The sequence below is a fragment of the Winogradskyella costae genome (assembly GCF_013403865.1).
GTDB lineage: Bacteria > Bacteroidota > Bacteroidia > Flavobacteriales > Flavobacteriaceae > Winogradskyella > Winogradskyella costae.
In genome coordinates this window covers 74,319-100,277 of the sequence record NZ_JABFDK010000005.1, presented here as the reverse complement: position 1 = coordinate 100,277, position 25,959 = coordinate 74,319, and the positions used below count along the sequence as shown (strand labels likewise).

The window sequence follows — 25,959 nt, the reverse complement described above, 5'->3', positions numbered from 1 at the left end:
TAATTATTTTAAATTTAATATTAGAAATTCTCCTTTTAATGGTTCTAAGGCTTTCATTATTTCAGGAATTAATTCATTTCCATATTCTAAATACAATTCCGAAAAATTAGTATTTCGTTCTTGTAAACTTTGACCAGGAAATAAGTCTTCTTGCAGTTCTGTACAGCGTTCAATCTGATCTGCAAGTTTTCTTTTTTGTGCTTTCAACAAACGTTTTTCAAGATGATTTAAACCTTTTATTTGTTTTACTTCTTGAGATTTTACTGCGCCTAAAAACGATTTATCTGTTTGTTCTGCTAAATCAAAGAGGTGTTTAAATTGTGATTCTAACTGTTGCCTCTGTTCTGAAAAGTCGATATCAATATTAGAAATTTTTCGAACACGCTTATTTATAAACGAATGACGATCTAAAAACAAATCTTTATTTTGAATATTTAAATTATTAAGTTTAGAAGCCTGCTTTTCTGATTTCACTAAAGCCGAATTCCTTAATAATAACATTGGAAATGTGACATTCTGAGCCTCAAAATTAGATTTTAATTGCAACCAATATATCATTTCTCCACCACCGCCAATATAACATAGGTTTGGTAGGATTACTTCTTGATATAAGGGGCGCATGATTACGTTAGGAGAAAATCGCTCAGGCGCCTCATCGAGGTGTTCTAGTAGCTCACTCTTACTCCAGGTAATATTAGTATCCAATACTGAATAAACTCCTTCACTTTCTATAATACGTTCACGTAAACCATCTTTAATATAAAAGAGGTTGATTTCTCTCGGATTTACCTGAATTTTTAATTCTAAATCTTCTAACTTCTTGTTGGTTTCAGAAACAGTTTTAAATGCCGTTTGCTCTAACATTTCTTTTTGCATCTGCGGAATAAACAAACGTTTCAATTCTCTATCATCTGCATCTAAAATAACTAAACCGTGCTCACCAAATAACTGGTTTGCCAAATAACGAGTTGCATCTGCGAGATTCGAATGATTGAGATATCCCTCCCTAAACCAACTTTTTAATTGTTCTGCGTTTTTTCCTGCTCCAAACTCTAATGAAATTACGTCAAAAACAGCATCTAAACCTTCGGTATCAAAATGACCAACGGCTCCTGTTTGCTTAGAATTCCATTGTATTTTTTTACCTCTAAAATTAAAGTAATTAATTTCTTCAAAATCATGATCTTCAGAAGCCATCCAGTAGACGGGTACAAAATTATATTGAGGATATGTTTCTTTTAACTGCTTAGTTAAATTTATAGTTGAGATTATTTTATACAAGAAATAAAGTGGCCCTGTAAAAAGATTCAATTGGTGACCTGTAGTAATTGTAAACGTGTTCTCAGCATTTAAACTTTCAATATTTTCAGCTGTTAATTCTGATGCTTGAAGATTTTTATATTGCTTTTTTAAACTCTCGACTAAAACAGCTCTCGATTGCGCTTCAACCGCTAATTGTTTTTCTACAATCTGAGCTTCAAAATTCTCTAGTTTTGGAAAGCGATGATAAAAGTCTTTTAATTCAGGTTTCTGATCTAAATAATCACATATAAAGTCTGAAAAGTAATGGGTTTCCCTAAACGGAATACAGTCGGTTGGCATACAAATCTCAAATTATGGCATAAATATAAGGCTCTTCAGTATTTTAATTCCTAATTTTTAGTTAATTCACTTATGCTGCGTATATTTACTCGCATTAAATTAAAACCAAATTCGATGCAAAAACCAGTTACTTTTCTTGTTGTTTTTTTCTGTTTTCAGCTCTCACTAATGGCTCAAACCATTGCATCTCCAAGTGACTTTTTAGGCTATGAAATCGGTACACAATTTAGTCGAAATCATCAAGTTATAGAGTATTTTAAAACTATTGAAAAACAAGTTCCGAATCAATTAAAACTAGAAACCTACGGAAAAACAAACGAGAGAAGAAGTCTGTATTTGGCCTATATTTCTAGTGAAGAAAACATAAAAAAACTTGAAACGATTAGAGAAAACAATTTAAAAAATATTGGATTATTAGACGGTGAATCTTCTGCTGACGATATTGCAATTGTTTGGTTAAGTTATAACGTTCATGGTAATGAAGCTTCGAGCTCTGAAGCATCAATGCTTACCTTATTTAAATTACTTACAGAAAAACAAGAGTGGCTTAAAAATACGGTTGTGATTATTGATCCTTCCATGAATCCCGATGGCCGTGATCGTTATATTAATTGGTATAACGAAACAGCAAGTCAGCCTTACAACATTGACAGACAAGCGAGTGAACACAACGAACCTTGGCCTGGAGGAAGACCAAATCATTATCTTTTTGACTTAAATAGAGACTGGGTTTGGGCATCACAAGTAGAAACACAGCAACGGTTAGAAGTATATAACAAATGGATGCCTCATGTGCATGTCGATTTTCATGAACAAGGAATTAATGAACCCTATTATTTTGCACCGGCTGCGGAACCATTTCATGAAGTCATCACGGATTGGCAACGCGATTTTCAAACCGAAATCGGAAAAAATCACGCTAAATATTTTGATGCTAAAGGTTGGTTATTTTTCACTAGAGAACGTTTCGATTTATTCTACCCGAGTTATGGTGACACCTACCCAACATTTATGGGGGCGATGGGAATGACCTATGAGCAAGGTGGCCATGGCATGGCAGGTCTAGGTATATTGAACGATGAAGGCCATGTATTAACATTAATTGAACGTTTAACACACCATACAACTACTGGGCTTTCAACCGTTGAAATAGCTTCAAAAAATGCTAAAAAACTAAATACTGAGTTTGCTAAATTCTTTGACAATTCCAACTTAAAATATAAAAGTTATGTTTTAAAAGGCAATGAAGATAAACTGAATAGTTTAAAAGCACTATTAAATAAACACAGCATCACCTTCGAAAACGCAACGACGTCTAAAGTTTCGGGTATCAGTTATGCTACCGGAAAGCAAGGTTCTCTAAACATTAACAGTAAGGCTTTAGTGGTACACGCCAATCAGCCAAAAGGTAAAATGGTGAAAGCCTTATTTGAGCCTAACGCTAAACTTTCGGATTCGTTAACTTACGATATCACCGCTTGGTCACTTCCTTATGCATACGGATTAGAAGCGATGGCGAGTATCACTAAGGTTCCGAGTGAAACCCTTTTGAGTAAAAAAGCATTGCAAGCGTTAACCGATACCTATGGCTATGTGAGTAAATGGAACTCTATAGAGGACGCTCAATTTTTAGCTGAATTATTGAAGTATAATTTCAAAGTCCGTTTTACAGAAAAACCATTCACCTCTAATAACAAAAAATTTGAACGTGGTTCATTAATCATTACTAAAGGAGATAATAAACACATTAAAAACTTCTTAGAAACCTTAAACACAATTGCTCAAGAACAGGCACAAACGCTGACGGAAATTAATTCAGGATTTTCACAAACAACACCAGATATAGGGTCGCCAGATATTAAACTGGTAAACAAGCAAAAGGTTGCTGTACTTTCTGGTGAGGGTACATCATCTTTAAGCTATGGTGAAGTTTGGCATTTCTTTGAACAACAATTACACTATCCTATAACCTCTATAAATACGGCTGATCTTGGAGACATAAATTTAGATAGGTACCATGTTTTAATTCTTCCGAATGGTAATTACAGAAAAGTATTTACAGACGACAACATGACTAAACTTAAAGATTGGGTACGTGCTGGTGGAAAAGTGATTGCTATTGATGGTGCCTTACGAAGCTTTGCAGGTAAAGATGGTTTCAGCCTAAATTATAAGACGTCTAAAGATTCTAAAGACGATGAACAAAAACAAAATCTAACGTCTTATGCAGATCGCGAACGCGAATACAGTAATAACTTAATTACTGGAGCTATTTTTAAGACTAAAGTAGATAATACACACCCTATGGCTTTTGGTTATGACGACCATTATTTTACATTAAAATTAGGGAGTTCGGCGTACAGTTTATTAGATAGTGGTTACAATGTGGCTTACTTAGATAATATCAAAGTATATTCTGGTTTTGCAGGACAAAATGCATTAAAAAGCTTAGATCAAACTTTAGTATTTGGCGAAGAACCGATGGGCAGTGGTAGTTTTATTTACATGGTAGATAACACGCTTTTTAGAAGTTTCTGGGAAAATGGAAAACTGTTTTTAGTCAACTCTATTTTTATGGTGAATAATAATGCTTATGAATTGTGATGAAACGAGATGTGAGACCACTTCGCTTACAAACATTAAAGCCAAGGCTTAATTCTTAAACCATAATGAATACGGATTTAATAATCGAATTTACACCATTGCTAAATAAAATATAAATAATGAAAACTTTAAAAGAACAAACTGACGCTAAAATTGCTGCTGGAAGAAAAGCAAAACCTGAATTCATGGAAGGTGTTGATGCCATCATTAATAAAGCAAAAGCATTTCAACAAGGCGCTGACGCCCTTAAATTAGGTGAAAAAGCAGTAAATTTTGAACTACCAAATCAAAAAGGAGAATTAATCTCATTATCTGTCTTACTAAAAAAAGGACCTGTAATTATTACATTTTATCGCGGCAGTTGGTGTCCTTATTGCAACTTGCAACTAAGAGCACTACAAGCAAAATTAGCCGACATCCATAAATTAGGAGCGACGTTAGTTGCCATTAGTCCTGAGGTGCCAGATGAATCTCTAACAGAAAACGAAATAAATAACATGGAATTTACGGTATTGTCTGACCAAGATGCAAAAGTGGCATCACAGTTTGGTGTGGCTTGGGAAGTTCCTGAATTTTTATTGGAACACATGCGCGTCGATAGACAACTTGATCTAAAAAAAGTCAATAATGGTAATGCTAGTGTTTTACCAATTCCGGCTACGTTTATTTTAGGAACTGACGGTATCGTTAAATGGAATTATGTTAATATCGACTACAGAACACGCTCTGAGCCAGATGACATTATCGAAGCGTTAAAAAAGATAAGTTAGAAAACTCTAGGCAAAGTTATCATGGGAAGTGGCTGCTATGTTCAGATCATATACTTATTAGTAGCTTTTAGAAAACAGTTTTAGATGGCATCAACCATCATCACTCAAATAAATAATTATGAAAAACTTTAAATCATCACTTTTAGTCTTACTCGTCCTTTTTACAATTTCATCTTGTAAAGAAAATGACACTAAAGAAACCACTCCCGAATTTAAAGTAGAGTTCGAAAAATTCACTTTAGATAATGGCCTACAAGTCATTCTTCATGTTGACAAATCAGATCCTGTAGCCGCTGTAGCCTTAACAGCACATGTAGGTTCTGCACGTGAAAAAGCAGGACGAACAGGTTTTGCTCATTTATTTGAACATTTACTATTCTTAGAATCTGAAAATCTTGGCAAAGGAGGTTTAGACCAAATGAGTGCTCGTATTGGTGGCTCTGGTGCTAATGGATCTACAAGTAGAGATCGTACTAATTATTTTCAAACCGTACCCAAAGATGCCTTAGAAAAAATGATTTGGGCAGAAGCAGATAAATTGGGTTACTTTATTAATACTGTAACAGATCCTGTTTTAGCAAAAGAAAAACAAGTGGTTAAAAACGAAAAACGTCAGCGTGTAGACAACCAACCTTATGGTTTTAATTCTAGTGTTATAAATAGTAATTTATACCCTGAAGGTCATCCTTACAGTTGGGAAGTTATTGGATCTTTAGAAGATTTACAAAATGCCACTTTAGAAGATGTTAAGGAGTTTTACAAACGTTGGTATGTACCAAATAACGTCACTTTAACCATTGCAGGAGATATTGATATTGCACAAACGAAAACTTGGGTAAAAAAGTATTTTGATGAAATCCCAAAAGGTGAAGACATCCTTGATGTAAAAAAACAACCTGTAACTTTAACAGCGACAAAACAATTATACTACGAAGATAATTTTGCGCGCTTACCAAGGTTAACAATGGCTTGGCCAGGAGTACCGGAATACGATAAGGATTCTTATGCCCTAAGTGTCCTGACAGATTATTTATCTAATGGAAAAAAAGCACCATTAAATAAAGTCTTAGTTGAAAAAGAAAAGCTTACCGATAATGTACAATTTTATCAAAACAATGCTGAAATTGCTGGACAATTAATGCTGAGCGTTACCGCTTTTAATGCTACTCATTTAGACACTGTAGCAGCAGCAATAAAAGAAGGTTTAAAAGATTTTGAAACTCATGGTATTTCTGAAGCTGACTTAAATAGAATTAAAGCAGGACAAGAAACTGATTTTTACAGAGGACTCTCTAGTGTTTTAGGCAAAGGATTTCAGTTAGCTCAATATGAAATTTTTGCAGGTGATCCTGGTTTTATTAATCAAGATGTACAACACATTTTAGCAGTCACTCCAGAAGATGTAATGCGTGTTTATAACACTTACATTAAAGGAAAGAATTTCATCGCAACTAGTGTTGTACCAAAAGGACAAGGTAACCTAATTTTAGAAAATTCTGAATTAGCAAATATCGTTGAAGAAGAAATTATAGAAGGTGCTGAAGCTACTTTTGATGCTAGTATTGCGGCAGATTATGAAAAAACACCAAGTAGTTTTGATCGCTCTCTAGAACCTGCTTATGGAGAAAGTCCGGATTTAATAATTCCTAAAGTTTGGAAACAAGATTTAGCTTCTGGAATTAAAGTTTTCGGTATCGAAAATACAGAAGTTCCTTTAGTAGAATTTGAACTTGAAATAAAAGGAGGTTTACTGTTAGAACATATAGAAAAGGTTGGAGTTTCTAATCTTATGGCTAGATTGATGAGCAAGGGTACAAAAAACAAAACACCCGAAGCATTAGAAAATGCTATTGAAAGTTTAGGAGCGCAAATAAACAGTTATGCGACCAATAACAGTGTCACCATTTCTGGAACTACACTAGCAAAACATTTTGATGCAACTATGGCTTTAGTGACTGAAATTCTGTTAGAACCACGTTGGGATGAGGAAGAATTCAACTTACTAAAACAAAGTACTATTAGTGCTATTCAACGTCAGAAAGCAAATCCAAACAGTATTGCTGCCAATGCCTTTGCGAAGCAATTATATGGAGAAGATAATATCTTAGCGTATAACAATAATGGCACGGAAGCATCGGTAAATGCGATTAACATTTCAGATTTACAAAACTTTTATGCGACCAAATTAACTCCAAAACTTACGAATTTGCACATTGTAGGATCAATTTCAGAAAGTGATGTGATTAGTGCTTTAGAAACTATAAATTCCACTTGGGAACCTAAAGAAATTGTGATTCCTGAATTGCCTCAAGTCGTAATGCCAGAAACCTCTAAAATTTATTTTTATAATGTTCCTGGAGCAAAACAATCTGTAATTGCCTTTGGGAATCCATCATTAAAAGCGACTGATGCCGATTATTATGCAGCGACTGTAATGAATTACCGCTTAGGAGGTGGCAGTTTTGCATCGCAATTAACGCAAGAGTTACGCGAATCTAAAGGTTATACTTATGGAATTCGTTCAGGATTTGATGGTGATGCGCAAACAGGAGAATTTTCAATTAGTAGTTCTGTTCGTACAAATGTGACTTATGAATCTGCCGCTTTAGTTAAAGAGATTTTAGAAAATTATGGTAACAGTTTTAGTGAAGACGATTTAGAAATCACCAAAGGATTCATGTTAAAAAGTAGCGCTCGTGCTTTTGAAACCTTAGAATCTAAATTAAACATGCTAAGCAATATTAGTAATTACGGTTATGCAGATGACTTTGCCAAACAGCGCCAAACTATTGTTAAGGAACTAAGCGTTGCTGATGTTAAAGGACTCGTTGAAAAATACATCAAACCGAACCAAATGATTTATGTTATTGTTGGTGACGCTAAAACCCAATTAGATAAATTGAAGGCCTTAGGCTTTGGAGAGGCTGTACTATTGAATTAGTAATTTATTTAAAGCATCTCAAATCCAAATCGTTCTGCTGCAGTTGGTGTTTACCATCAACTGCGGATACAGAGCATGACTGCATGTTTTGGTTTCAACTAGAAAATCAATTAAATTCACATTAAAATGTCTTGAATAAACGCGAACACACTGCACTATTCCATCAGGCATGGCATGCTTAAACATAAGGTGACATTATAGTGTGATCATGTCACACAGACTTGTTTACCTCATTAAGACCTCTAATTACATTCCCACAATTTATATGTTTATAAAGTAATTAGATAAATTACTAATTACGCGCTACAAACTTCACATTGTCCGGTTAATAAAATATCGGTAGAATCTACTATATGATTTTTTATAGATGGAATTTTGATCTCAACAGATAAGCACTCCACCTTATTACATTCCGTACACTGAAAATGCGGATGCTTATCAGAATGATGGCTCGCAGAACAGCCTTTACACTTCGCATACCACTTTAAACCATCTTTCCCATTAAAAGAATGGATAATTCCATCTTGTTCAAGACGATCTAAAATTCGATACACTGTTGTTTTATTCATCTTATCTTTTACAATTTCAATAAGGTTTACAACAGATTTAGCCTCTTGCTTTTCTTCAAATATTTGTAATACCGTTGTTACTGACTTTGTTTTTCTAATGATTCCCATAAAACAAAATTAATGCAATTAAGTTGCATTTACAAATAGATTTTTCTACTTTCGCTACTGAGTTGCATTAACAATTATAATTTTATGATACAGATACAAGATGTGAGTAAATCATTTAAGGGTGATTTTGCTGTTCAAAACTTAAATTTAGAAGTTAAGAAAGGGGAAATTTTAGGTCTTTTAGGCGCTAACGGAGCAGGAAAATCTACTACAATAAATATGTTATTGGGATTTTTAAATCCCGATTCAGGGAACGTCTATATTAATGAAATTGATACCAGTACTAATGCGCACGATACCAGAAAACTTATAGGTTACATTCCTGAAAATGTCAACCTTTACCCATATTTAACCGGTTTAGAGAATTTAGATTATTTCTGCAAACTTGCCGGTTTAAACTATACTAAAGATGAGTTAGAGAATTACCTCAGCACGTGTAGTTTATCGAGTGATGCGCATCATAAAAAAGTGAGTGGTTATTCTAAGGGTATGCGTCAAAAAGTGGGTATTGCTATCGCTTATGCTAAAAAAGCAAAAGTGTATTTGTTAGACGAACCAGCTAGTGGTTTAGACCCACTTGCAAGTAACGAACTATCAACACTACTGCAAAAACTCGCCTCAGAAGGTGCTTCAATTTTAATGGCTTCTCACGATATTTTCCGTGTAAGAGAAGTTTGTAATCGCATTGGTATACTAAAGAAAGGAATTCTAGTAAAGGAGCTAAACAGCAAAGATGTAAGCGCTAACGAACTAGAAACTTTATATCTACAATTTATGCAAAATTAATACTTCCATCATGTTTCAAATTATAAAAAATGAATGGCGATTTTTAGTGCGGAGCCGTATATTCTTAGGCATAACTATAGCCTTTAGTGCCATTATGTTACTTTCTATTTTTTTGGGAAATTATCAAATAAAAAAACAAGAGCAAACCTATCAAAATGCAAAAGACCATGTTCGGCAGCAATGGGTAAGTATTGATGAAATGAATCCTCATAGTGCGGCACATTACGGAACATATGTATTTAAACCTTCCAATTTATTAAGCAGTCTCGATGAAGGTGTAAATAATGTAACCGGAAATGTGCTTCGGGTTGAAGGCCATGTACAGAATGAGATTATTCACTCTGAAGCATCACAAATGCAAGCCGTCTCTAGATTTGGAAAATTAAAACCGTCATTATTACTTCAATATATTGTCCCTTTACTCTTAATATTTCTAGCGTTTAACAGCGTCAGTAATGAGAAACAAAGTGGGCGACTTAAATTATTAGTCTTACAAGGCGCTAAACCTATACAACTAATTTTCGCTAAAACCCTATCCGTTTGGTTATATGGCATATTGCTATTAACTTTTATAATGACGGCTTACGCCCTGTTTAATTCGCAAAACTTAAGCACAGATATTGTAATCCGAACGGGTCTATTTTTTTCAACCTATAGCCTCTACTATTTTATTATTTGCGGGCTCACCGTTTTCTTTTCTGCACGTTGGCAAAACGCGACCGTTGCTTTGACTTCAATGTTGGGTATTTGGATTATTTGGACGATGTTTATCCCTAATATTTTAATGAGTTCTGCCGAAAAATGGTATGCGCTTCCGAGCCGAAATGAATTTCAATCGGCAATGACCGAAGACCGTTCAAAAGGTTTAGATGGTCACAATCCTACCGACAAGCGAAGTATTGAATTAAAGGAAAAAGTACTTAAAGAATACGGTGTAGATAGTGTCTCTCAACTTCCTATAAACTTTGATGGTATGCGAATGCAAGCCGATGAAGATTATGGCAATAGCGTTTGGGACAAGCATTTTGGTAATAACAGAGCTATCTTAAAACAACAGAAACAAAGCTTTCAATTAGGCGGCATTGTCAATCCGTTTATTTCGCTACAAAATACAAGTATGGGCTTTATGGCTAGCGATAACTTACATCATCAAGCGTTTTTATTACAAGTAGAAAATTACAGGAGAGTATTTATTAAAATGCTAAACGACAAGCAAATTTTCGGCGGTTCTAAAACAGGTAACTGGAGCTGGAAAGAAGACAATGCCTTTTTTAAATCTGTTCCTGATTTTGAGTACAAGCCGACTCAAATTTCAGAAGTGCTTTCAAACTATATGTTAGATATTCTTTTAATGATTTTATGGTCAATTCTTGTGATTATACTTATTGTTTATGGAACCAAAAAAATAAAAATTATATGAGAAGTTTAAAAACATTTTTATTCGAATGGAAACATTTCGTTGGAAGTCCTTTTAAAATTTTAGCTGTATTACTTTTTATCATAGCAAGTATGTATGGTTTACATAATGGTGCCGATTTATATCATAAACAAAATGCTGAAATAGAACGAATCAATGAAGAAGTTGAAACTAAAAAAGCGACAATACTTTCTTATTTTAAAAACAATGAAAAAGGACCGAGTGAACATCCTTGGGTTGATATTACAACTCCATTTTGGGCGATTTATAACACACCAACTTATCACTTTAAGAATCCATCACCAACATTAGTTTATAATATTGGACAAACCGAACAATACGGATTTTATAAATTAATTACCACATCGAGTAGCGGTTATGATGCAGATATGACTAAGGAAATTGCTAATCCAGAACGCATACAGTCTGGCACCCTAGATTTTTCATTCGTCATCTTATTTCTATTACCACTTCTATTATTAGTCTTGCTGTACAACATAAAAGGCCAAGAATCAGAACATGGCTTTTTACCATTGATATTTGTTCAAACAGGATCAAAAAATTGGTGGCTACTATCAAGAACGGCGTTTTACACTGTTCTTCTTCTAATTGTAATATTTGGATTAATGGTTTATGGTGCGATGCTTACCAAAGTATTTGTTGCAGATACCATGTTTTGGAATCTTCTGCTTTGGGTGACGCTCTATCTTTTCTTTTGGATAACTCTATATTTTCTAATTTTAAAATATGGAAAAAACACAGTTTCCAATACACTACAAATGGTTGGAGTCTGGCTACTATTTGCTTTCATTATTCCTGCAACCGTACAACAGTGGATTGCGATTGAAAAACCGACCAATTTAATGGTAGATCTCATTGATGTGAGTAGAGACAAAAAAAGTGAAATTAATGCACAACCGATAGCGGTAATTGATGCCCAACTTTTTCAACTGTATCCCGCTTTAAAGGAAACTAAAGTCGCTAAAGACACCATTATTGTTCAGAAAGTGAGAGGTTATTCATCTGAAGCATTAATTAATTTAGAAATAAAAAAAGCAACTCAAAGCATCGAAGCCGATAATCGTATCAAAAATGAATTGATTTCAAAAACCTATTGGTACAATCCTATCACCTACTTTCAAAACAAACTAAATCAACTCACTCATACCGATTATAAGGACTATGAAGCGTTTAGAAATAACATTCGAAAAAGTGTCGATACGCGTATTAAAATGATGGTTTTTGATACTTGGAATGACATTACCATAGATAAAGAAAAATATTTAGAATATAATTCAACACTACCCAACAATGCATACTATTAAAAAACTACCCGTTACGGTATTGAGCGGCTTTTTAGGAGCTGGCAAAACCACCCTATTAAATCATATTTTACACAATAAGGCAGGTTTAAAAGTTGCCGTAATTGTAAACGATATGAGTGAGATAAATGTAGATGCTAATTTGGTTAGCAGCGAAAACGTACTATCTAGAACCGAAGAAACACTCGTTGAAATGAGTAATGGCTGTATCTGCTGCACGTTGCGTGAAGATCTAATGATTGAAGTAGAGCGTCTGGCTAAAGAAAACCGTTTTGATTACTTGCTTATTGAAAGTACAGGCATTAGCGAACCCGTACCTGTAGCGCAAACCTTTTCATTTGTAGATGAAGAAAATGGTATAGACCTTTCCCGTTTTAGCTATGTTGACACGATGGTTACAGTTGTAGATGCCTTTAACTTTTTTCAGAATTTCGGAAGTCCTGAAACCTTAGCACAACAGAAACTTTCAGATATTGAAGGCGATTTTAGAACCATCGTCAACCTACTCACGGACCAAATTGAATTCTGTAATGTTATCGTATTAAATAAAACCGATTTGGTTTCTAAATCGCATCTCGGACTTCTAAAAGCGACCATATGTCGTTTGAATCCATCTGCAAAAATTATTGAAGCTAGTTTTAGCCAAATAGATCCTAAGGAAATTCTAAAAACAGGATTATTCAATTTTGAAGACGCAGAACAAAATGCCGGATGGATTGAAGAATTAAAAAAAGATAAACACACGCCTGAAACTGAAGAATACGGCATTGGCTCTTTTGTTTTTAGAACTAAAAAGCCCTTTCATCCAGAACGGTTTTGGAATTATGCACAACACGAATTCCCGCAAAATATACTACGAAGTAAAGGCTTATTTTGGATCGCCTCGAGACCCGAACAAGCCCTAATTTGGGGACAAGCAGGAGGATCCTTGCGAGCTGACAATGCTGGTGTATGGTGGAGCAGCATGAGTTTTCAACAACGCATTGAGCAAATGGCATTTGTAGAAAACCAGCACACCATTGAAGCTGATTGGCATACCATATTTGGCGATAGAAAAAATGAAATTGTCTTTATTGGTCAGCATTTAGATGAACAATTAATCAGAAATCAGTTAGAAAGTTGTCTGCTTACGGTATCAGAACTCGAATCAATGGCATGGCAGAACGGATTTCAGGATAATTGGCCAGTCGAAAGCGTTTATCCTTTGGGAGAATAAGTATAACTAAAAACGCTAAAATTTAGAGAAATCATAACTAAAATGACTCATTCAAAAAAGATATATTGGGCATATAAATTAGGTGCTATTAGTGCTTTTCTCTGCATAGTTCACTGTCTTACTGTACTTATATTGCTTACACTCGGCATCGGCTTTATAAGCAATCCGATTATAGCCTATCTCTTAATTACTATTGCGTTTGTTTCAATTTATAAAACCACTAATATCCGCTTTTTAGAACCAATTAGCATTTTTTTATGGTTAGCTTTTATAGGGTTCTCTATTTCAATGCAATTAGAAGCTGAAGTTTTTGAATATACTATGTTTCTTTTTTCAACATTCATTATTCTCGGTCATTTTTATAATATGAAATATTACCGTAAATAATAACATCCAATAATATGAATAATTTTTTAAATATGAGAGATAAAGAACAAATTGAAATTATAGGAGACAATCATTTCACCTCGAATATAAAAACTCCTTTACGCGCGGATGCATTCGAAAAATCTGACGATGAAAAAATCAAAAATATTCAACATCATTTTAAAATGATCATGCATGAGATGGGATTAGATTTAACCGATGATAGTTTGTCTGGCACACCATATCGTTTTGCAAAAATGTATGTAAAAGAGCTATTTTATGGATTAAACCCAATAAATAAACCGAAACTTTCAACCTTTAAAAATAAGTACGGTTATAAAAAAATGCTTGTGGAACAAAATATCACCATTGATTCTGCCTGCGAACATCACTTCCTTCCAATAATAGGACATGCTCATGTCGCATATATCCCTAAAGATAAAGTTATTGGACTATCTAAAATAAATCGTTTAGTTGATTATTATGCACGTCGCCCGCAGGTTCAAGAACGATTAGTTCTTCAAATTTTAAATGATCTACAAGATGTTTTAGACACCAAGGATGTTATTGTTTCAGTAACAGCAAAACACCTTTGTGTTTCCACAAGAGGAATAAAAGACCAGAGTAGTTTTACGACCACTTTAGAATACGGAGGTTGTTTTTCCGAAACTGCAATCCGAAACGAATTTTTAAATATTATATCACATTAAAAAATTAGCCATGGAAAAATTATCAAGGCGAACATTTATTAAACAAAGTAGTTTTACGCTAACAGCTTTAGCGTTGCCTTTTCCTTTAATCTCACTTTCAAAATTAGATACTATGACAGCTAAAAATGCATTTGAAATAATTATCATTGGAGGAAGCTATTCAGGGCTTTCCGCCGGAATGACCTTAGGTAGAGCCTTGCGACATGTATTAATAATAGATAGTGGCAACCCCTGCAACCGTCAGACACCATATTCTCATAATTTTATTACACAAGACGGTAAAACACCAAAAGAAATAGCAACAAGTGCCAAAGAACAAGTGGAACAATACTCTTCTGTAAAATTCCATGATGGATTTGCTATACGTGCTGTAAAAACACCCAATGGATTTGAAATCACAACTCAAAACAACGTTAAATTTATAACAGAAAAGCTCATTTTTGCCACTGGTGTAAAGGACATAATGCCTGATATAAAAGGATTTTCAAAATGTTGGGGCATATCTATAATACATTGCCCATACTGTCATGGTTATGAAGTAAAGAATGAAGAAACAGGTATTTTAGCTAATGGTGATATTGCATTTCACTATGCGCAACTCATCAGTAATTGGACAAAAAAGCTCACCATATTTACTAATGGAAAATCGACTTTAACACAAGAGCAAATTGCTAAAATTAAGACCCATAACATTCCTATTATTGAAAAAGAAATTACAGCTTTAAATCACAAAAACGGCCATCTAAAAAACATCATTTTTGCTGACCATTCTACCTTTCAACTTAAAGCCATTTACGCAAGACCAGCATTTGTACAGCATAGCGACATCCCAAAACAATTGGGCTGCGAATTAACAGAACAGGGCCTTATAAAAGTAGATATGTTTCAAAAAACAACCGTAGAAAACATTTTTGCTTGTGGTGATAATTCAAGTCCGTTCCGAGCGGTATCGCATGCTGTTGCCTCAGGAACTACCGCTGGAGCACTTCTTAATAATGAAATGACTGAAGTAGAATTTTAAACTTAACAACATGTTTTATATATTATAAATTATTGGTGCAAAAATGCCAATAATAGTATCGTTAAATAACTACCATTATAATTTTCAACCCACTTGTTTTTGAATCTAAAAAAACATTATTTTTAATTAAGGAAACACTTAATATAAAAGTATATGATTCACCCAAAAACAGAGTTAAAATTTATAAGCCAAGAGATTGGTTATGGAGTTGTTGCCACTGAATTTATACCAGCAGGCACCATTACTTGGGCTTTAGATCAGTTAGATCGCGAATTCACACCCGAAATGTTCAACTCCATGGATTCTATTTATAAGACGATTCTAGACACCTATTCTTATAGAAATAATAAAGGCAACTTTGTATTATGTTGGGATAATGGACGGTTTGTTAATCATAGTTTTAATTCTAATTGCCTCACTACAGCTTACGACTTTGAAATTGCCGTTAGAGACATTCTACCCGGCGAACAACTAACAGATGATTACGGTTATTTAAATATTTCGGAACCCTTTGAAGCTTTTGATGAAGGCACAGAAAGAAAAATAGTATTTCCTGATGATTTGGTTAATTACCATAACATTTGGGACCTTCAAATTAAGTCTGTTTTCAATAAAATTTTAGATAACGAACAGCCTTTACAACCCTTAATAAAAAATGATTTATGGTTAAAAATTAATCGTATCGCTAAAGGAGAAGAAGAAATGGATTCTATTTTAAAAAATTATTACTCAGAAAGAAAATAAATGGCTCATTCAAACTATTGAAACCAGATAACAATGCTGAAGTCTCTTTATTCAATTTCTCTAACCAAGGACTCATGCATAAAACCCTGTAAGGTATCATTCAAGCGAACATGAAACCAACGGTCTGTTTTACCTAGAATTTTAAGTGGTCTTTCAGCAGCTATATCTTGAAGTTTTGTAGACCTCACATTGGCCGCCACTCTCAATTCATTTCTTTTAAGACGTGTTTCACCATTCAAAGCTAATGGAAGGCTTACAATCGCAATAGGATCAGACTGTTTTACAAACGGCAAAGGATCTACAGCTCCTCCACTTGTGTAAATCCCAAAATGCAAGTGCGGACTTGTCGTTATAGCATTTCCTGTATTTCCAACAAACCCTAAGGTATCTCCTATTTCAACACGATTGCCCCCAGAAACCGCAATACTATCTAAATGCGCATAATAAAGCGATTGTCCAAAAAGTCCATCACGGAGCCAGACTTGTTTACCGCCCAAGCCACGATTTCCTGTTTTTGAAATAAAGCCTTTTGTTGCGGCAACCACAGGCGTACCTCGTTTCGCAAAAATATCAATACCTTCATGTGAACGATGACCCCCACTCCGTGTGGCTCCCCAAAAACTTTGAATCGCTTTATTATCTTTTCCACTCACTGGAAATGCTAAAGTCGGTTCAGTGAAAAGTTTCAGGCCAAAATTTCGCTGTTGCTTTCGATTTGGAAGTATTACTATTTTATATCTCCCCGTTTGGGTCACATCAAACTCTAAATGATTTAAGCTCGATGTATTCGAAAGCATTGGCTTTTCTTCAACTACCGAATCATTTTTAAATGAAAACACATCAATCGCTAGCTGCAAACTATCGGCATCACTATCCGATTCAATTTTAAAACGTTCCCCTTGCTGTAAATTCAAAGTATAGGCTAAAATTTTAAAATCCGACGTATCCGATTTAGATTGTAACATTAACGGTAAATCCAATTCAAGATTATTTCGCTTGGCATTGCGATAGGCTAATTCATAACGTTGAAAAATACTATCGTTATTTTTAAAATCACGTTCAAAAATTACTCGTGCAGAAGGTTTTGTGATAACATCAGCAACGTCCTGCACTTGTTTACAAGATGCTAAAATTAAAAAAAGGAATACGAAAATAAGGTTCAATTTCATACTTAATAATAACCATAAATTATACCAAAAAGTGTTATAGAAAGTCTAAAATATAGTTATAAACATCATATCATTATAAGAATAAGATTAAACTTTGAAGTGTAAACTGGCACCTCAGTAGTAACAGCGTTTAATTAAAGGCTGCTAATTACAGTGCTAATAATCAATGTTAACCATATGTTATATCTCTATTTGAGTTCATTCGAATTTTAAATGAGTTAAAGAAAAACAACAAAAACTTTAATTTTGAACAAACCAAAAAATAACGATTATGACAACAAAAAATACTCTCTTAATTATAGCTCTTATGATTTCCATGTTATCCTGTAAATCTGAAAGAGAGAAAAAAATGACCGTATCTGATGATGAAAAAGAAGCGATATCAGAAGAATCCGCAGATACAGTGCAGACCACTATAGGCGAATTGATTCTACCTAAACCCTACACAACAGAATCTGTTAGAAAAGAAAATAGCTTAGTCGATTGGCCAGAAGGCAAAATGCCAGTAGCTCCTGAGGGATTTACGGTGACCAAATTGGCAGACGGGTTTAAAAATCCACGATGGACCTACATCGCCCCAAACGGAGATTTATTTGTTTGCGAAGCTAATACTAAAGATAGCGCAGGTCTTATTACCGTTCTACGAGATAAAAATAATGATGGCACCATTGAACTTAGAGAAACCTTTCTAGACGATTTAAAACAACCTTTAGGAATGCTTATTATTGACAACCATTTCTATGTTGCTAATACAGATGGACTCTATAAGTACCCTTATAAAACAGGACAAACAGCTTTAGATCCTTCAAAAGGTGAAAAGATAGTGAACCTTCCTGCTGGTGGTTATAATAATCATTGGACCCGAAATATTATTACTAACAAAGCACAAGATAAAATTTATATTTCAGTAGGTTCTGCTAGTAATGTTGCAGAATACGGCATGGATGAAGAAATTCGACGTGCTAATATCTTAGAAGTCGCTTTAGACGGCACGAATGAAAAAATTTACGCGAGTGGACTTAGAAATCCTGTAGGTATGGATTGGAATCCTGTTAATGGTGAACTTTGGACCGCAGTAAATGAGCGCGATAAATTAGGAGATAACCTAGTACCAGATTATGTCACTAGCGTTAAGCAAGGTGGATTTTACGGTTGGCCTTATGCGTATTTTGGGGCTATTGAAGATCCGAGATTAGAAGGTGAAGCACCAGACCTAGTCGCTAAAACCATAGTTCCTGATGTTTCGGTAGGTCCACATACAGCGTCATTAGGGCTAACGTTCTATGATGAAGGTAATTTTCCTGCTAAATATAAAAATGGGATTTTTGTTGGACAGCATGGTTCATGGAACCGTTCCGTACTTTCAGGATATCGTGTTGTTTTTATACCTTTTGAAAACGGAAAACCAACAGGAAAACCTCAAGATTTCTTAACTGGATTTATAAGTGAAGATAGTGACACTGATGTTTACGGAAGACCTGTTTGTGTCGCTGTTACACCATCTGGCGACCTATTAGTTAATGATGATTCTGGTAATACTATTTGGAAAGTGAGTTACAATAATTAATATAGCGGCATCTAAAAGAAACCAACCATTACAACTACTACATGAAATTTACACCTTTAAAACTATTGGCGGTTATTGCTTTAACCGCCTTTATTCATCCATTATATACTCAAAATATTAGTGGTCATGTAAATGATTATTCAAACAGCCCCATATCTGATGTTGCCGTTCTCTTAAATCATAAAATCATTGCTAAAACTAATGCGGAAGGTGTTTTTTCCTTACCTAAAGCCTATCTGCTACCATTATCTGTTGAATTAAAACACCCTAATTATTACATTAAGACCGTAACCTTAACTCAAAATAACAGTGTTTTTCAACTTTCTATTTTAGAAGACACTTTAAACCTTGAGGAAGTGACCATCTCTTCAACGTATCAAAAAGAAAGTCAAGTTATAATTCCAACAGCGAAAATTTCGTCACAAAAATTTGCCGAGTATAGTCCCGTAGATTTGGTTTCAGCTCTAAACGAAACACCTGGAGTTTATATTCAGAGTGGTGCCCTAAACACCAACAGAATTGTGATCAGAGGTGTGGGCTCTCGAACACTTTATGGTACTAATAAAATACGCGCGTATTTCAACGGCATACCCATTACAAATGGTATTGGAGAAACAGCCATTGATGCTTTTGATCCTGAGGATATTGGTAGTTTAGAAATTGTAAAAGGGCCAAAAGCAACTCAATACGGCACCAATTTAGGAGGTACTTTATTACTGAATTCAACACAAGCTTCAGAAGGAGAAACCTTTATAAAGAGCAATCTTACTATTGGGAGTTTTGGACTGATTAAAAACAATGTATCTGTTGCTACTGCAAATGAAAAATTAGCCATAAACTTGAATTATGACCATTTAAAATTAGACGGATTTCGTGACAATAGTAATTATAATCGAAAAGCCGTTTTACTGACTTCAAATTACAAATTTAATGCTAAGAATGACATTGGAGTTTTAATCAACTTCACTGATTATTTTGCACAAATACCGAGTTCCATAGGTGAAACTGCATTTAATGAAGATCCTTCTCAAGCTGCTTTTACATGGAATGCTGCCCAAGGTTTTGAAGATAATAAACAGGTCTTAATAGGGTTTAATTATACCCATCGCTTTTCGGATCATTTTAGTAATACAACGTCAATTTTTTACAACTATCTCGATCATTATGAACCGCGACCTTTTAATATTCTAGACGAATACACCAATGGTTATGGTATAAGAACACTCTTTGCCAAAGATTTTAAATTCTTAAATCAAACCGCTCAACTTAGTTTTGGTGGAGAACTTTATAAAGACGACTATAATTGGAAAACCATTGAAAATCTCTACGAGAATAACGCCAACAATGGCAGTTTAGAAGGTGAACTACTTAGTGATAATATAGAAACCAGAAATAACCTTAATGCCTTTGCTACCGTAACATTACCTTTTACAAAAAAATTAAAAGCCCAATTAGGTATTAATGTCAACACCACTAATTACGAATTTAAAGATGACTTTAATATGGGGGAAAACAACAAAAATGCGGATCGTGATTTTGATCCCATAATTGCGCCTAATTTGAACGTCTTATACCAATTTACATCAAACATAAACGCTTTTGCAAACATCAGTAGAGGCTTTAACTACCCTTCTATTGAAGAAACATTGACGCCTGAAGGGGTTATTAATCCAGACCTAGGCCCTGAAACAGGTATTAATTATGAAGTTGGTAGTGAACTATTTTTATTTAAAAGAAAACTGCGATTTCAGCTTACTGCATACTTATTAGATATTGATAATTTATTGGTGGCAGACCGCGTTGGAGATGATCAATATATTGGTCGTAATGCTGGTAAAACAGAACATAAAGGTATTGAATTATCTGCTTCTTATGTACAGAAATTTAAAAATGGATTTTTACTTTCACCTTACATTAATGCCGAAATTACAGACCATCGTTTTATAGATTTTGTTGATGATCAAAACGATTACTCAGGCCATCAATTAACAGGGGTTCCTAAGGTTAAAATGAATGGAGGTCTTCAGTTAGGCTTTAAAAACTTCAACTTAAACACTAATTTTATCCATATCGGAGAGATGCCATTAAACGATGCTAACACTTTATCTTCGGATGCTTATACCGTTTTCAATACCAAGTTATCCTACAAGAATTCTATTGCGAAGAACTTCGATATTGAAATTAATATAGGTGTTAATAATTTTACAGATGAACAGTATGCATCATCGGTATTAATTAATGCCGTAGGCTTTGGCAATTCAGAACCACGTTATTATTATCCCGGAATGCCTAGAAATTGGTTTAGTGGCATTAAGATTGCATACGCTATTTGATCTCAAAGCATGGAAACCACAATAAAAATAAAATTATGAAAAAGAATTTATTAATAGGGCTAACACTTTTAGTCGTCTTTCAAATTGCAAAGGCACAAACAGACAGTTTACAATGGTTAGATATTGAATTGGCAAATTACAAATATCCATATGCTGTTTCTAAGTTAGAGTTGACCATACAAGAGCAAGATCTAACGATAGCTTATATGGATGAAAAGCCTGATAATTATAATGGTAAAAACATCGTGTTATTTCACGGCAAGAATTTTAATGGTGCCTATTGGAAAACGACGATTCAAGCGTTAACTAAAGAAGGGTTTCGTGTTATTGTACCCGATCAAATTGGATTTGGAAAATCCTCTAAACCCGATCATTTTCATTATACGTTTCAGCAATTGGCACAAAACACCAAAACTTTATTAGATACTTTAAATATTGAAAAAACAACGATTTTAGGACATTCTATGGGAGGTATGCTCGCTACGCGCTTTGCTTTAATGTATCCAGAGACCGTTGAAAAATTCATCTTAGAAAATCCCATTGGATTAGAAGATTGGAAATTAAAAGTGCCGTATCAACCTGTAGAATGGTGGTATAAAAACGAACTCAAAAAGTCTTCTGAAGGCATTAAAAAATACCAACTAGAAAATTATTACGACAACCAATGGAAACCTGAATATGATCAGTGGGTCAACTTACTAGCTGGTTGGACGTTAAATTCCGACTATAAAACCATAGCTTGGAATGCGGCATTAACTTACGACATGATTTTCACGCAACCTGTTGTTTACGAATTTAAAAATATCACGGCTCCAACACTTTTAATTATTGGAACCAGAGATCGAACAGCCTTGGGCAAAGGACTTGTTTCAGAAGACGTAAAAGAGACCATGGGATTGTATGATCAGTTAGGCACAGCCACTCAAAAGAAAATCCCTAATGCCAAATTAGTTGAAATAGAAAACGTTGGACATTTGCCTCACATCGAAAAGTTTGATAGTTTCATAAAACCGTTAATTGTTTTTCTAAAACAATAGCATTTTTTTAAATTAGGTGAATAAATAGTGTTTGAGCAGAAGAATAGCTATTATCCTAATCTTACCCTTAAAGTGAATATCTAAAATTTAATGATATAAATTATGAAAAATCTAATTCTAAATGATGGTCATACCATTCCGATTATCGGTTTTGGAACTTATAAAGCTACGGAACAAGAAGGCATTGCATCTGTTAAGCATGCGTTATTAAATGGGTATAGACTATTGGATACCGCTGCCGCTTATAATAACGAAGAAGCTGTAGGAAAAGGCATTAAAGCTAGTGGAGTTCCAAGAGAGGAAATTTTAGTGACGACTAAGTTATGGCGCGAAAATTTAGGTTATGACATGGCTAAAGAAGAATTTGAAAAATCTTTGAAGAAACTGGGCTTAGATTATATAGACTTGTATCTTATTCATTGGCCAGCAAATGCTAAGAATTATGATAATTGGCAAAATGCGAATGCAGAGGCTTGGAGAGCTATGGAAGAATTACAAGCCGAAGGAAAAATAAAATCTATAGGTGTCAGTAATTTTTTTGAAGAACATCTTGAAGCTTTATTTAAAACTGCTAAGGTAAAACCAGCCGTTAATCAAATAGAGTTTCATCCAGGTTACTGGCAAGAAGATTTAGTTAATTATTGCAAAAAACAACATATTGTTGTTGAATCATGGTCTCCTTTAGCAAGAGGAAAGGTTTTTGAAAATGAAGTCTTAGAAGACATTGCAAAAGCACACAATACCACTATCGCAAAAGTTTGTCTTCGATGGATCATTCAGCACGATGTGATTGTAATTCCGAAATCAACCACCAAAGCGCGTATTGAAGAGAATATAAATTTAGATAACTTTGAATTATCCAATGAAGAGATGAATACCATAAATGAGCTACCTGAATTTGGATTTAGCGGAGAACATCCACTTTTTTGGCCAGACAGAATCTAAATTCTAATTACAAGCCTTTTTAAAAGCGAAAACGCTGATAGAAACAGCGCTTGCATTTTACAAATGATGGTACAAGCTAAATCACGAGAACTTGTACCATCATAAAAAACTTAGAACACTATTATAGTAGTGCATAAAAGTAGTTATGATTAAATCACTTCACCATAAAGATCAAAATCCTCTGCTTCTGTTACTTTAATCGTCGCAAATTCGCCTGTTTTTAAATAGGTTTTACTCGCATCAATTAAAACTTCGTTATCAACATCTGGAGAATCAAATTCTGTACGACCAACAAAGTAGTTCCCTTCTTTACGGTCAATAACCACTTTAAATTCTTGACCGATTTTAGCCTGATTCAATTCCCAAGAAATCTGAGATTGAATTTCCATAATCTGGTTAACACGTTCCATTTTTACTTCTTCAGGAACATCATCTTCTAAATTATAGGCATGTGTATTTTCTTCATGAGAATAGGTAAAACAGCCTAAACGTTCAAAACGCATTTCTGAAACCCATTGTTTCAATTCTTGAAAATGTGCTTCTGTTTCTCCAGGATAACCAACAATAAGTGTTGTTCTAATGGTCATTTCAGGAACAATAGCTCTGAAGTCGTGAATCAATTTAGTCGTCTTTGCTTTTGTCGTTCCACGACGCATCGATTTTAATAAGTCATCAGAAATATGTTGTAACGGAATATCTAAATAGTTACAAATTTTAGGTTCACGCTTCATAATGTCTAAAACATCCATCGGGAAACCTGTAGGGAATGCATAATGTAAACGAATCCACTCAATACCTTCAACTTTAACTAAGTTCTCAAGCAACTCTGCAAGATTTCTTTTCTTATAAATATCTAATCCGTAGTATGTTAAATCTTGAGCAATAAGAATCAGTTCTTTAACACCATTTGCTGCTAACTTTTCTGCTTCAATCACTAAGTTTTCAATAGGCGTACTTTTATGCTTTCCTCTCATTAGGGGAATCGCACAAAAACTACAAGGTCTATCACAACCCTCTGCAATTTTTAAGTAAGCGTAATTCTTTGGTGTGGTCGTTAAACGTTCTCCAATTAATTCATGTTTATAATCAGCACCTAACGCTTTTAATAAACCTGGTAATTCTGTAGTACCAAAGTACTGATCTACATTAGGTATTTCCTTCTCTAAGTCTGGCTTATACCGTTCGCTTAAACAACCTGTAACAAAAACCTTATCGACTTCGCCATCTTCCTTTTTCTGCATGTACTCCAAAATGGTGTTCACGCTTTCCTCCTTAGCATTATTGATAAATCCACATGTATTTATTACAACAACATTACCTTCTTCCTCATGTACAACTTCTTTGCCACTTGCTTTTAGTTGTCCCATCAACACTTCGCTGTCGTAAACATTTTTACTACAACCTAATGTTATAACATTGATCTTGTTCTTCTTAATGGTTTTTGTTCTCATGCTTTTATAAATCAGTTTGCAAAGATACGGAATGATTTACGATAATCGATTGCCGCTTCGCGAGATTAAACTTTTTCCTATTTTTATAGTCCAAATTAAAAACGAAATCATGAAATCTAGATATTTCTACATTTTAATGTTAGGGTTGTTATTTAACATTTCATGTTCTTCTGAAGATGATTCAACTCCGAATGAACCAGAACCTGAAAACATTTATTTTCCTCCTATCAATTCAGATACTTGGGAAACAACATCTATTTCTGAATTAAACTGGAATACTAATGCACTACAACCTTTATTAGATTTTCTCGAAGAGAAAAACACTAAAAGTTTTATGATACTTTATAACGGAAAAATTATAGAAGAACATTATTTTAATGGTCATACAAGCGCAACTCCATGGTATTGGGCAAGTGCGGGAAAAACATTAACTACAGCCATTACGGGTATTGCACAAGAAGAAGGATTATTAAATATTGAAAATAAAGTTTCTGATTATTTGGGCACAGGTTGGACGAGCGCTCCCTTAGAAAAAGAAAACCTTATTACAAGTAAAAATTTATTATCAATGAATTCTGGTCTAGATGACACATTAGGAGACGATGTATCTCCTAATAATTTGCAATATATTGATGATGCAGGAACCCGTTGGGCTTATCATAATGTGTTTGTAAAACTTCAAGATGTAGTCGCAGAAGCGAGTAATGTTACATGGTCAAACTATTTTGATTCAAAATTAAAAAATCGAATTGGCATGACAGGTTCTTGGATTCCTTTAGGTGATTTGAGTGTGTATTGGAGTACCACTAGAAGTATGGCACGTTTTGGCTTGTTAACTTATGCTGATGGTAAATGGGAATCAGAACAAATTATACCTAAAAACTATTTAAGCGACGCTGTAAATACGTCACAACCTATAAATGAAGCTTATGGTTATTTATGGTGGCTAAACGGAAAATCAACATATCATTTGCCTCAAACGCAATTTGAATTTACAGGTGAAATTACTCCAAACGCACCAAGCGATATGTATGCCGCTTTAGGCAAAAACGACCAGAAGATTTATGTGGTGCCTAGTGAAAAATTAGTGGTCATTAGAATGGGTGAAGCTGCTGACGATGAGAATTTTGCCCTCTCTAATTTTGATAATGAGTTATGGGAAAAAATTACTGCTTTAATTGATTAAGTAATCTAAATTTAATAACCTCTATTTTTTGATATTGAAACTTATTTAAACGGTAACGCAAGTTTTATTGAAGAATTACATCTAAAAACAAACAG

General features: G+C 34.3%; 19 protein-coding genes. 15 read left to right on the top strand and 4 right to left on the bottom strand.

Annotated features, from left to right (window positions below):
• Positions 1–3: 3 nt before the first annotated feature.
• Positions 4–1,602, bottom strand: a complete 1,599-nt coding sequence (gene bshC, locus HM986_RS11835; protein WP_179335300.1) for a bacillithiol biosynthesis cysteine-adding enzyme BshC — start codon at positions 1,600–1,602, stop codon at positions 4–6.
• A gap of 114 nt (positions 1,603–1,716) precedes the next feature.
• On the opposite strand from bshC, the gene HM986_RS11830 reads away from it, so the two are divergent.
• The 3 genes from HM986_RS11830 (at position 1,717) to HM986_RS11820 (ending at position 7,917) form a co-directional block, all read left to right on the top strand.
• The gene (locus HM986_RS11830) at positions 1,717–4,206 is read left to right on the top strand and encodes a M14 family metallopeptidase (protein ID WP_179335299.1); all 2,490 of its coding nucleotides are present in this window, start codon (positions 1,717–1,719) and stop codon (positions 4,204–4,206) included.
• Between the two features lie 119 nt (positions 4,207–4,325).
• Entirely contained in the window at positions 4,326–4,976 is a 651-nt protein-coding gene (locus HM986_RS11825; RefSeq protein ID WP_179335298.1) for a peroxiredoxin-like family protein, read from the top strand.
• 118 nt (positions 4,977–5,094) lie between these two features.
• Positions 5,095–7,917, top strand: a complete 2,823-nt coding sequence (locus HM986_RS11820; protein WP_179335297.1) for a M16 family metallopeptidase — start codon at positions 5,095–5,097, stop codon at positions 7,915–7,917.
• Positions 7,918–8,213: 296 nt separating this feature from the next.
• Here the strand turns inward: HM986_RS11820 and HM986_RS11815 are convergent, their stop codons facing one another.
• Entirely contained in the window at positions 8,214–8,594 is a 381-nt protein-coding gene (locus tag HM986_RS11815) for a Fur family transcriptional regulator (RefSeq protein ID WP_179335296.1), read from the bottom strand.
• A gap of 84 nt (positions 8,595–8,678) precedes the next feature.
• Between HM986_RS11815 and HM986_RS11810 the strand changes: the two genes are divergently transcribed.
• The 7 genes from HM986_RS11810 (at position 8,679) to HM986_RS11780 (ending at position 16,176) form a co-directional block, all read left to right on the top strand.
• Complete coding sequence (locus HM986_RS11810; protein WP_179335295.1) at positions 8,679–9,380, top strand: ABC transporter ATP-binding protein; 702 nt, start codon at positions 8,679–8,681, stop codon at positions 9,378–9,380.
• 10 nt (positions 9,381–9,390) lie between these two features.
• Positions 9,391–10,800: a DUF3526 domain-containing protein gene (locus tag HM986_RS11805; RefSeq protein WP_179335294.1), complete on the top strand. Its 1,410-nt coding sequence runs from the start codon at positions 9,391–9,393 to the stop codon at positions 10,798–10,800.
• Positions 10,797–12,122 carry a hypothetical protein gene (locus tag HM986_RS11800; protein ID WP_179335293.1) on the top strand — a complete coding sequence of 442 codons (1,326 nt, stop codon included), beginning with the start codon at positions 10,797–10,799 and terminating at the stop codon, positions 12,120–12,122. Before HM986_RS11805 ends, HM986_RS11800 begins: the two co-directional genes overlap by 4 nt.
• On the top strand, positions 12,109–13,335 hold the full coding sequence (locus HM986_RS11795; protein ID WP_218841433.1) for a GTP-binding protein: 1,227 nt from the start codon (positions 12,109–12,111) through the stop codon (positions 13,333–13,335). Before HM986_RS11800 ends, HM986_RS11795 begins: the two co-directional genes overlap by 14 nt.
• Positions 13,336–13,754: 419 nt before the next feature.
• The gene (folE, locus tag HM986_RS11790) at positions 13,755–14,411 is read left to right on the top strand and encodes a GTP cyclohydrolase I FolE (RefSeq protein ID WP_179335412.1); all 657 of its coding nucleotides are present in this window, start codon (positions 13,755–13,757) and stop codon (positions 14,409–14,411) included.
• Between the two features lie 112 nt (positions 14,412–14,523).
• Positions 14,524–15,432, top strand: coding sequence for an NAD(P)/FAD-dependent oxidoreductase (locus HM986_RS11785; RefSeq protein ID WP_246288502.1), 909 nt, complete (start codon positions 14,524–14,526; stop codon positions 15,430–15,432).
• A gap of 153 nt (positions 15,433–15,585) precedes the next feature.
• Entirely contained in the window at positions 15,586–16,176 is a 591-nt protein-coding gene (locus tag HM986_RS11780; protein WP_179335291.1) for an SET domain-containing protein, read from the top strand.
• A gap of 47 nt (positions 16,177–16,223) precedes the next feature.
• Here HM986_RS11780 and HM986_RS11775 read toward each other — a convergent pair whose 3' ends face one another.
• On the bottom strand, positions 16,224–17,345 hold the full coding sequence (locus HM986_RS11775) for a M23 family metallopeptidase (protein WP_179335290.1): 1,122 nt from the start codon (positions 17,343–17,345) through the stop codon (positions 16,224–16,226).
• Between the two features lie 271 nt (positions 17,346–17,616).
• Between HM986_RS11775 and HM986_RS11770 the strand changes: the two genes are divergently transcribed.
• The 4 genes from HM986_RS11770 (at position 17,617) to HM986_RS11755 (ending at position 23,227) form a co-directional block, all read left to right on the top strand.
• A complete protein-coding gene (locus HM986_RS11770; protein ID WP_179335289.1) occupies positions 17,617–18,912 on the top strand; it encodes a PQQ-dependent sugar dehydrogenase in 1,296 nt (431 codons plus the stop codon).
• Positions 18,913–18,953: 41 nt separating this feature from the next.
• Positions 18,954–21,245, top strand: a complete 2,292-nt coding sequence (locus tag HM986_RS11765; RefSeq protein WP_179335288.1) for a TonB-dependent receptor family protein — start codon at positions 18,954–18,956, stop codon at positions 21,243–21,245.
• 35 nt (positions 21,246–21,280) lie between these two features.
• Positions 21,281–22,282, top strand: coding sequence for an alpha/beta fold hydrolase (locus tag HM986_RS11760; protein ID WP_179335287.1), 1,002 nt, complete (start codon positions 21,281–21,283; stop codon positions 22,280–22,282).
• 102 nt (positions 22,283–22,384) lie between these two features.
• The gene (locus HM986_RS11755; RefSeq protein WP_179335286.1) at positions 22,385–23,227 is read left to right on the top strand and encodes an aldo/keto reductase; all 843 of its coding nucleotides are present in this window, start codon (positions 22,385–22,387) and stop codon (positions 23,225–23,227) included.
• Between the two features lie 149 nt (positions 23,228–23,376).
• Here HM986_RS11755 and rimO read toward each other — a convergent pair whose 3' ends face one another.
• Positions 23,377–24,678: a 30S ribosomal protein S12 methylthiotransferase RimO gene (gene rimO / locus HM986_RS11750; protein ID WP_178984645.1), complete on the bottom strand. Its 1,302-nt coding sequence runs from the start codon at positions 24,676–24,678 to the stop codon at positions 23,377–23,379.
• Between the two features lie 109 nt (positions 24,679–24,787).
• On the opposite strand from rimO, the gene HM986_RS11745 reads away from it, so the two are divergent.
• Complete coding sequence (locus tag HM986_RS11745; protein ID WP_179335285.1) at positions 24,788–25,864, top strand: serine hydrolase domain-containing protein; 1,077 nt, start codon at positions 24,788–24,790, stop codon at positions 25,862–25,864.
• The last annotated feature ends 95 nt before the right edge of the window (positions 25,865–25,959 follow it).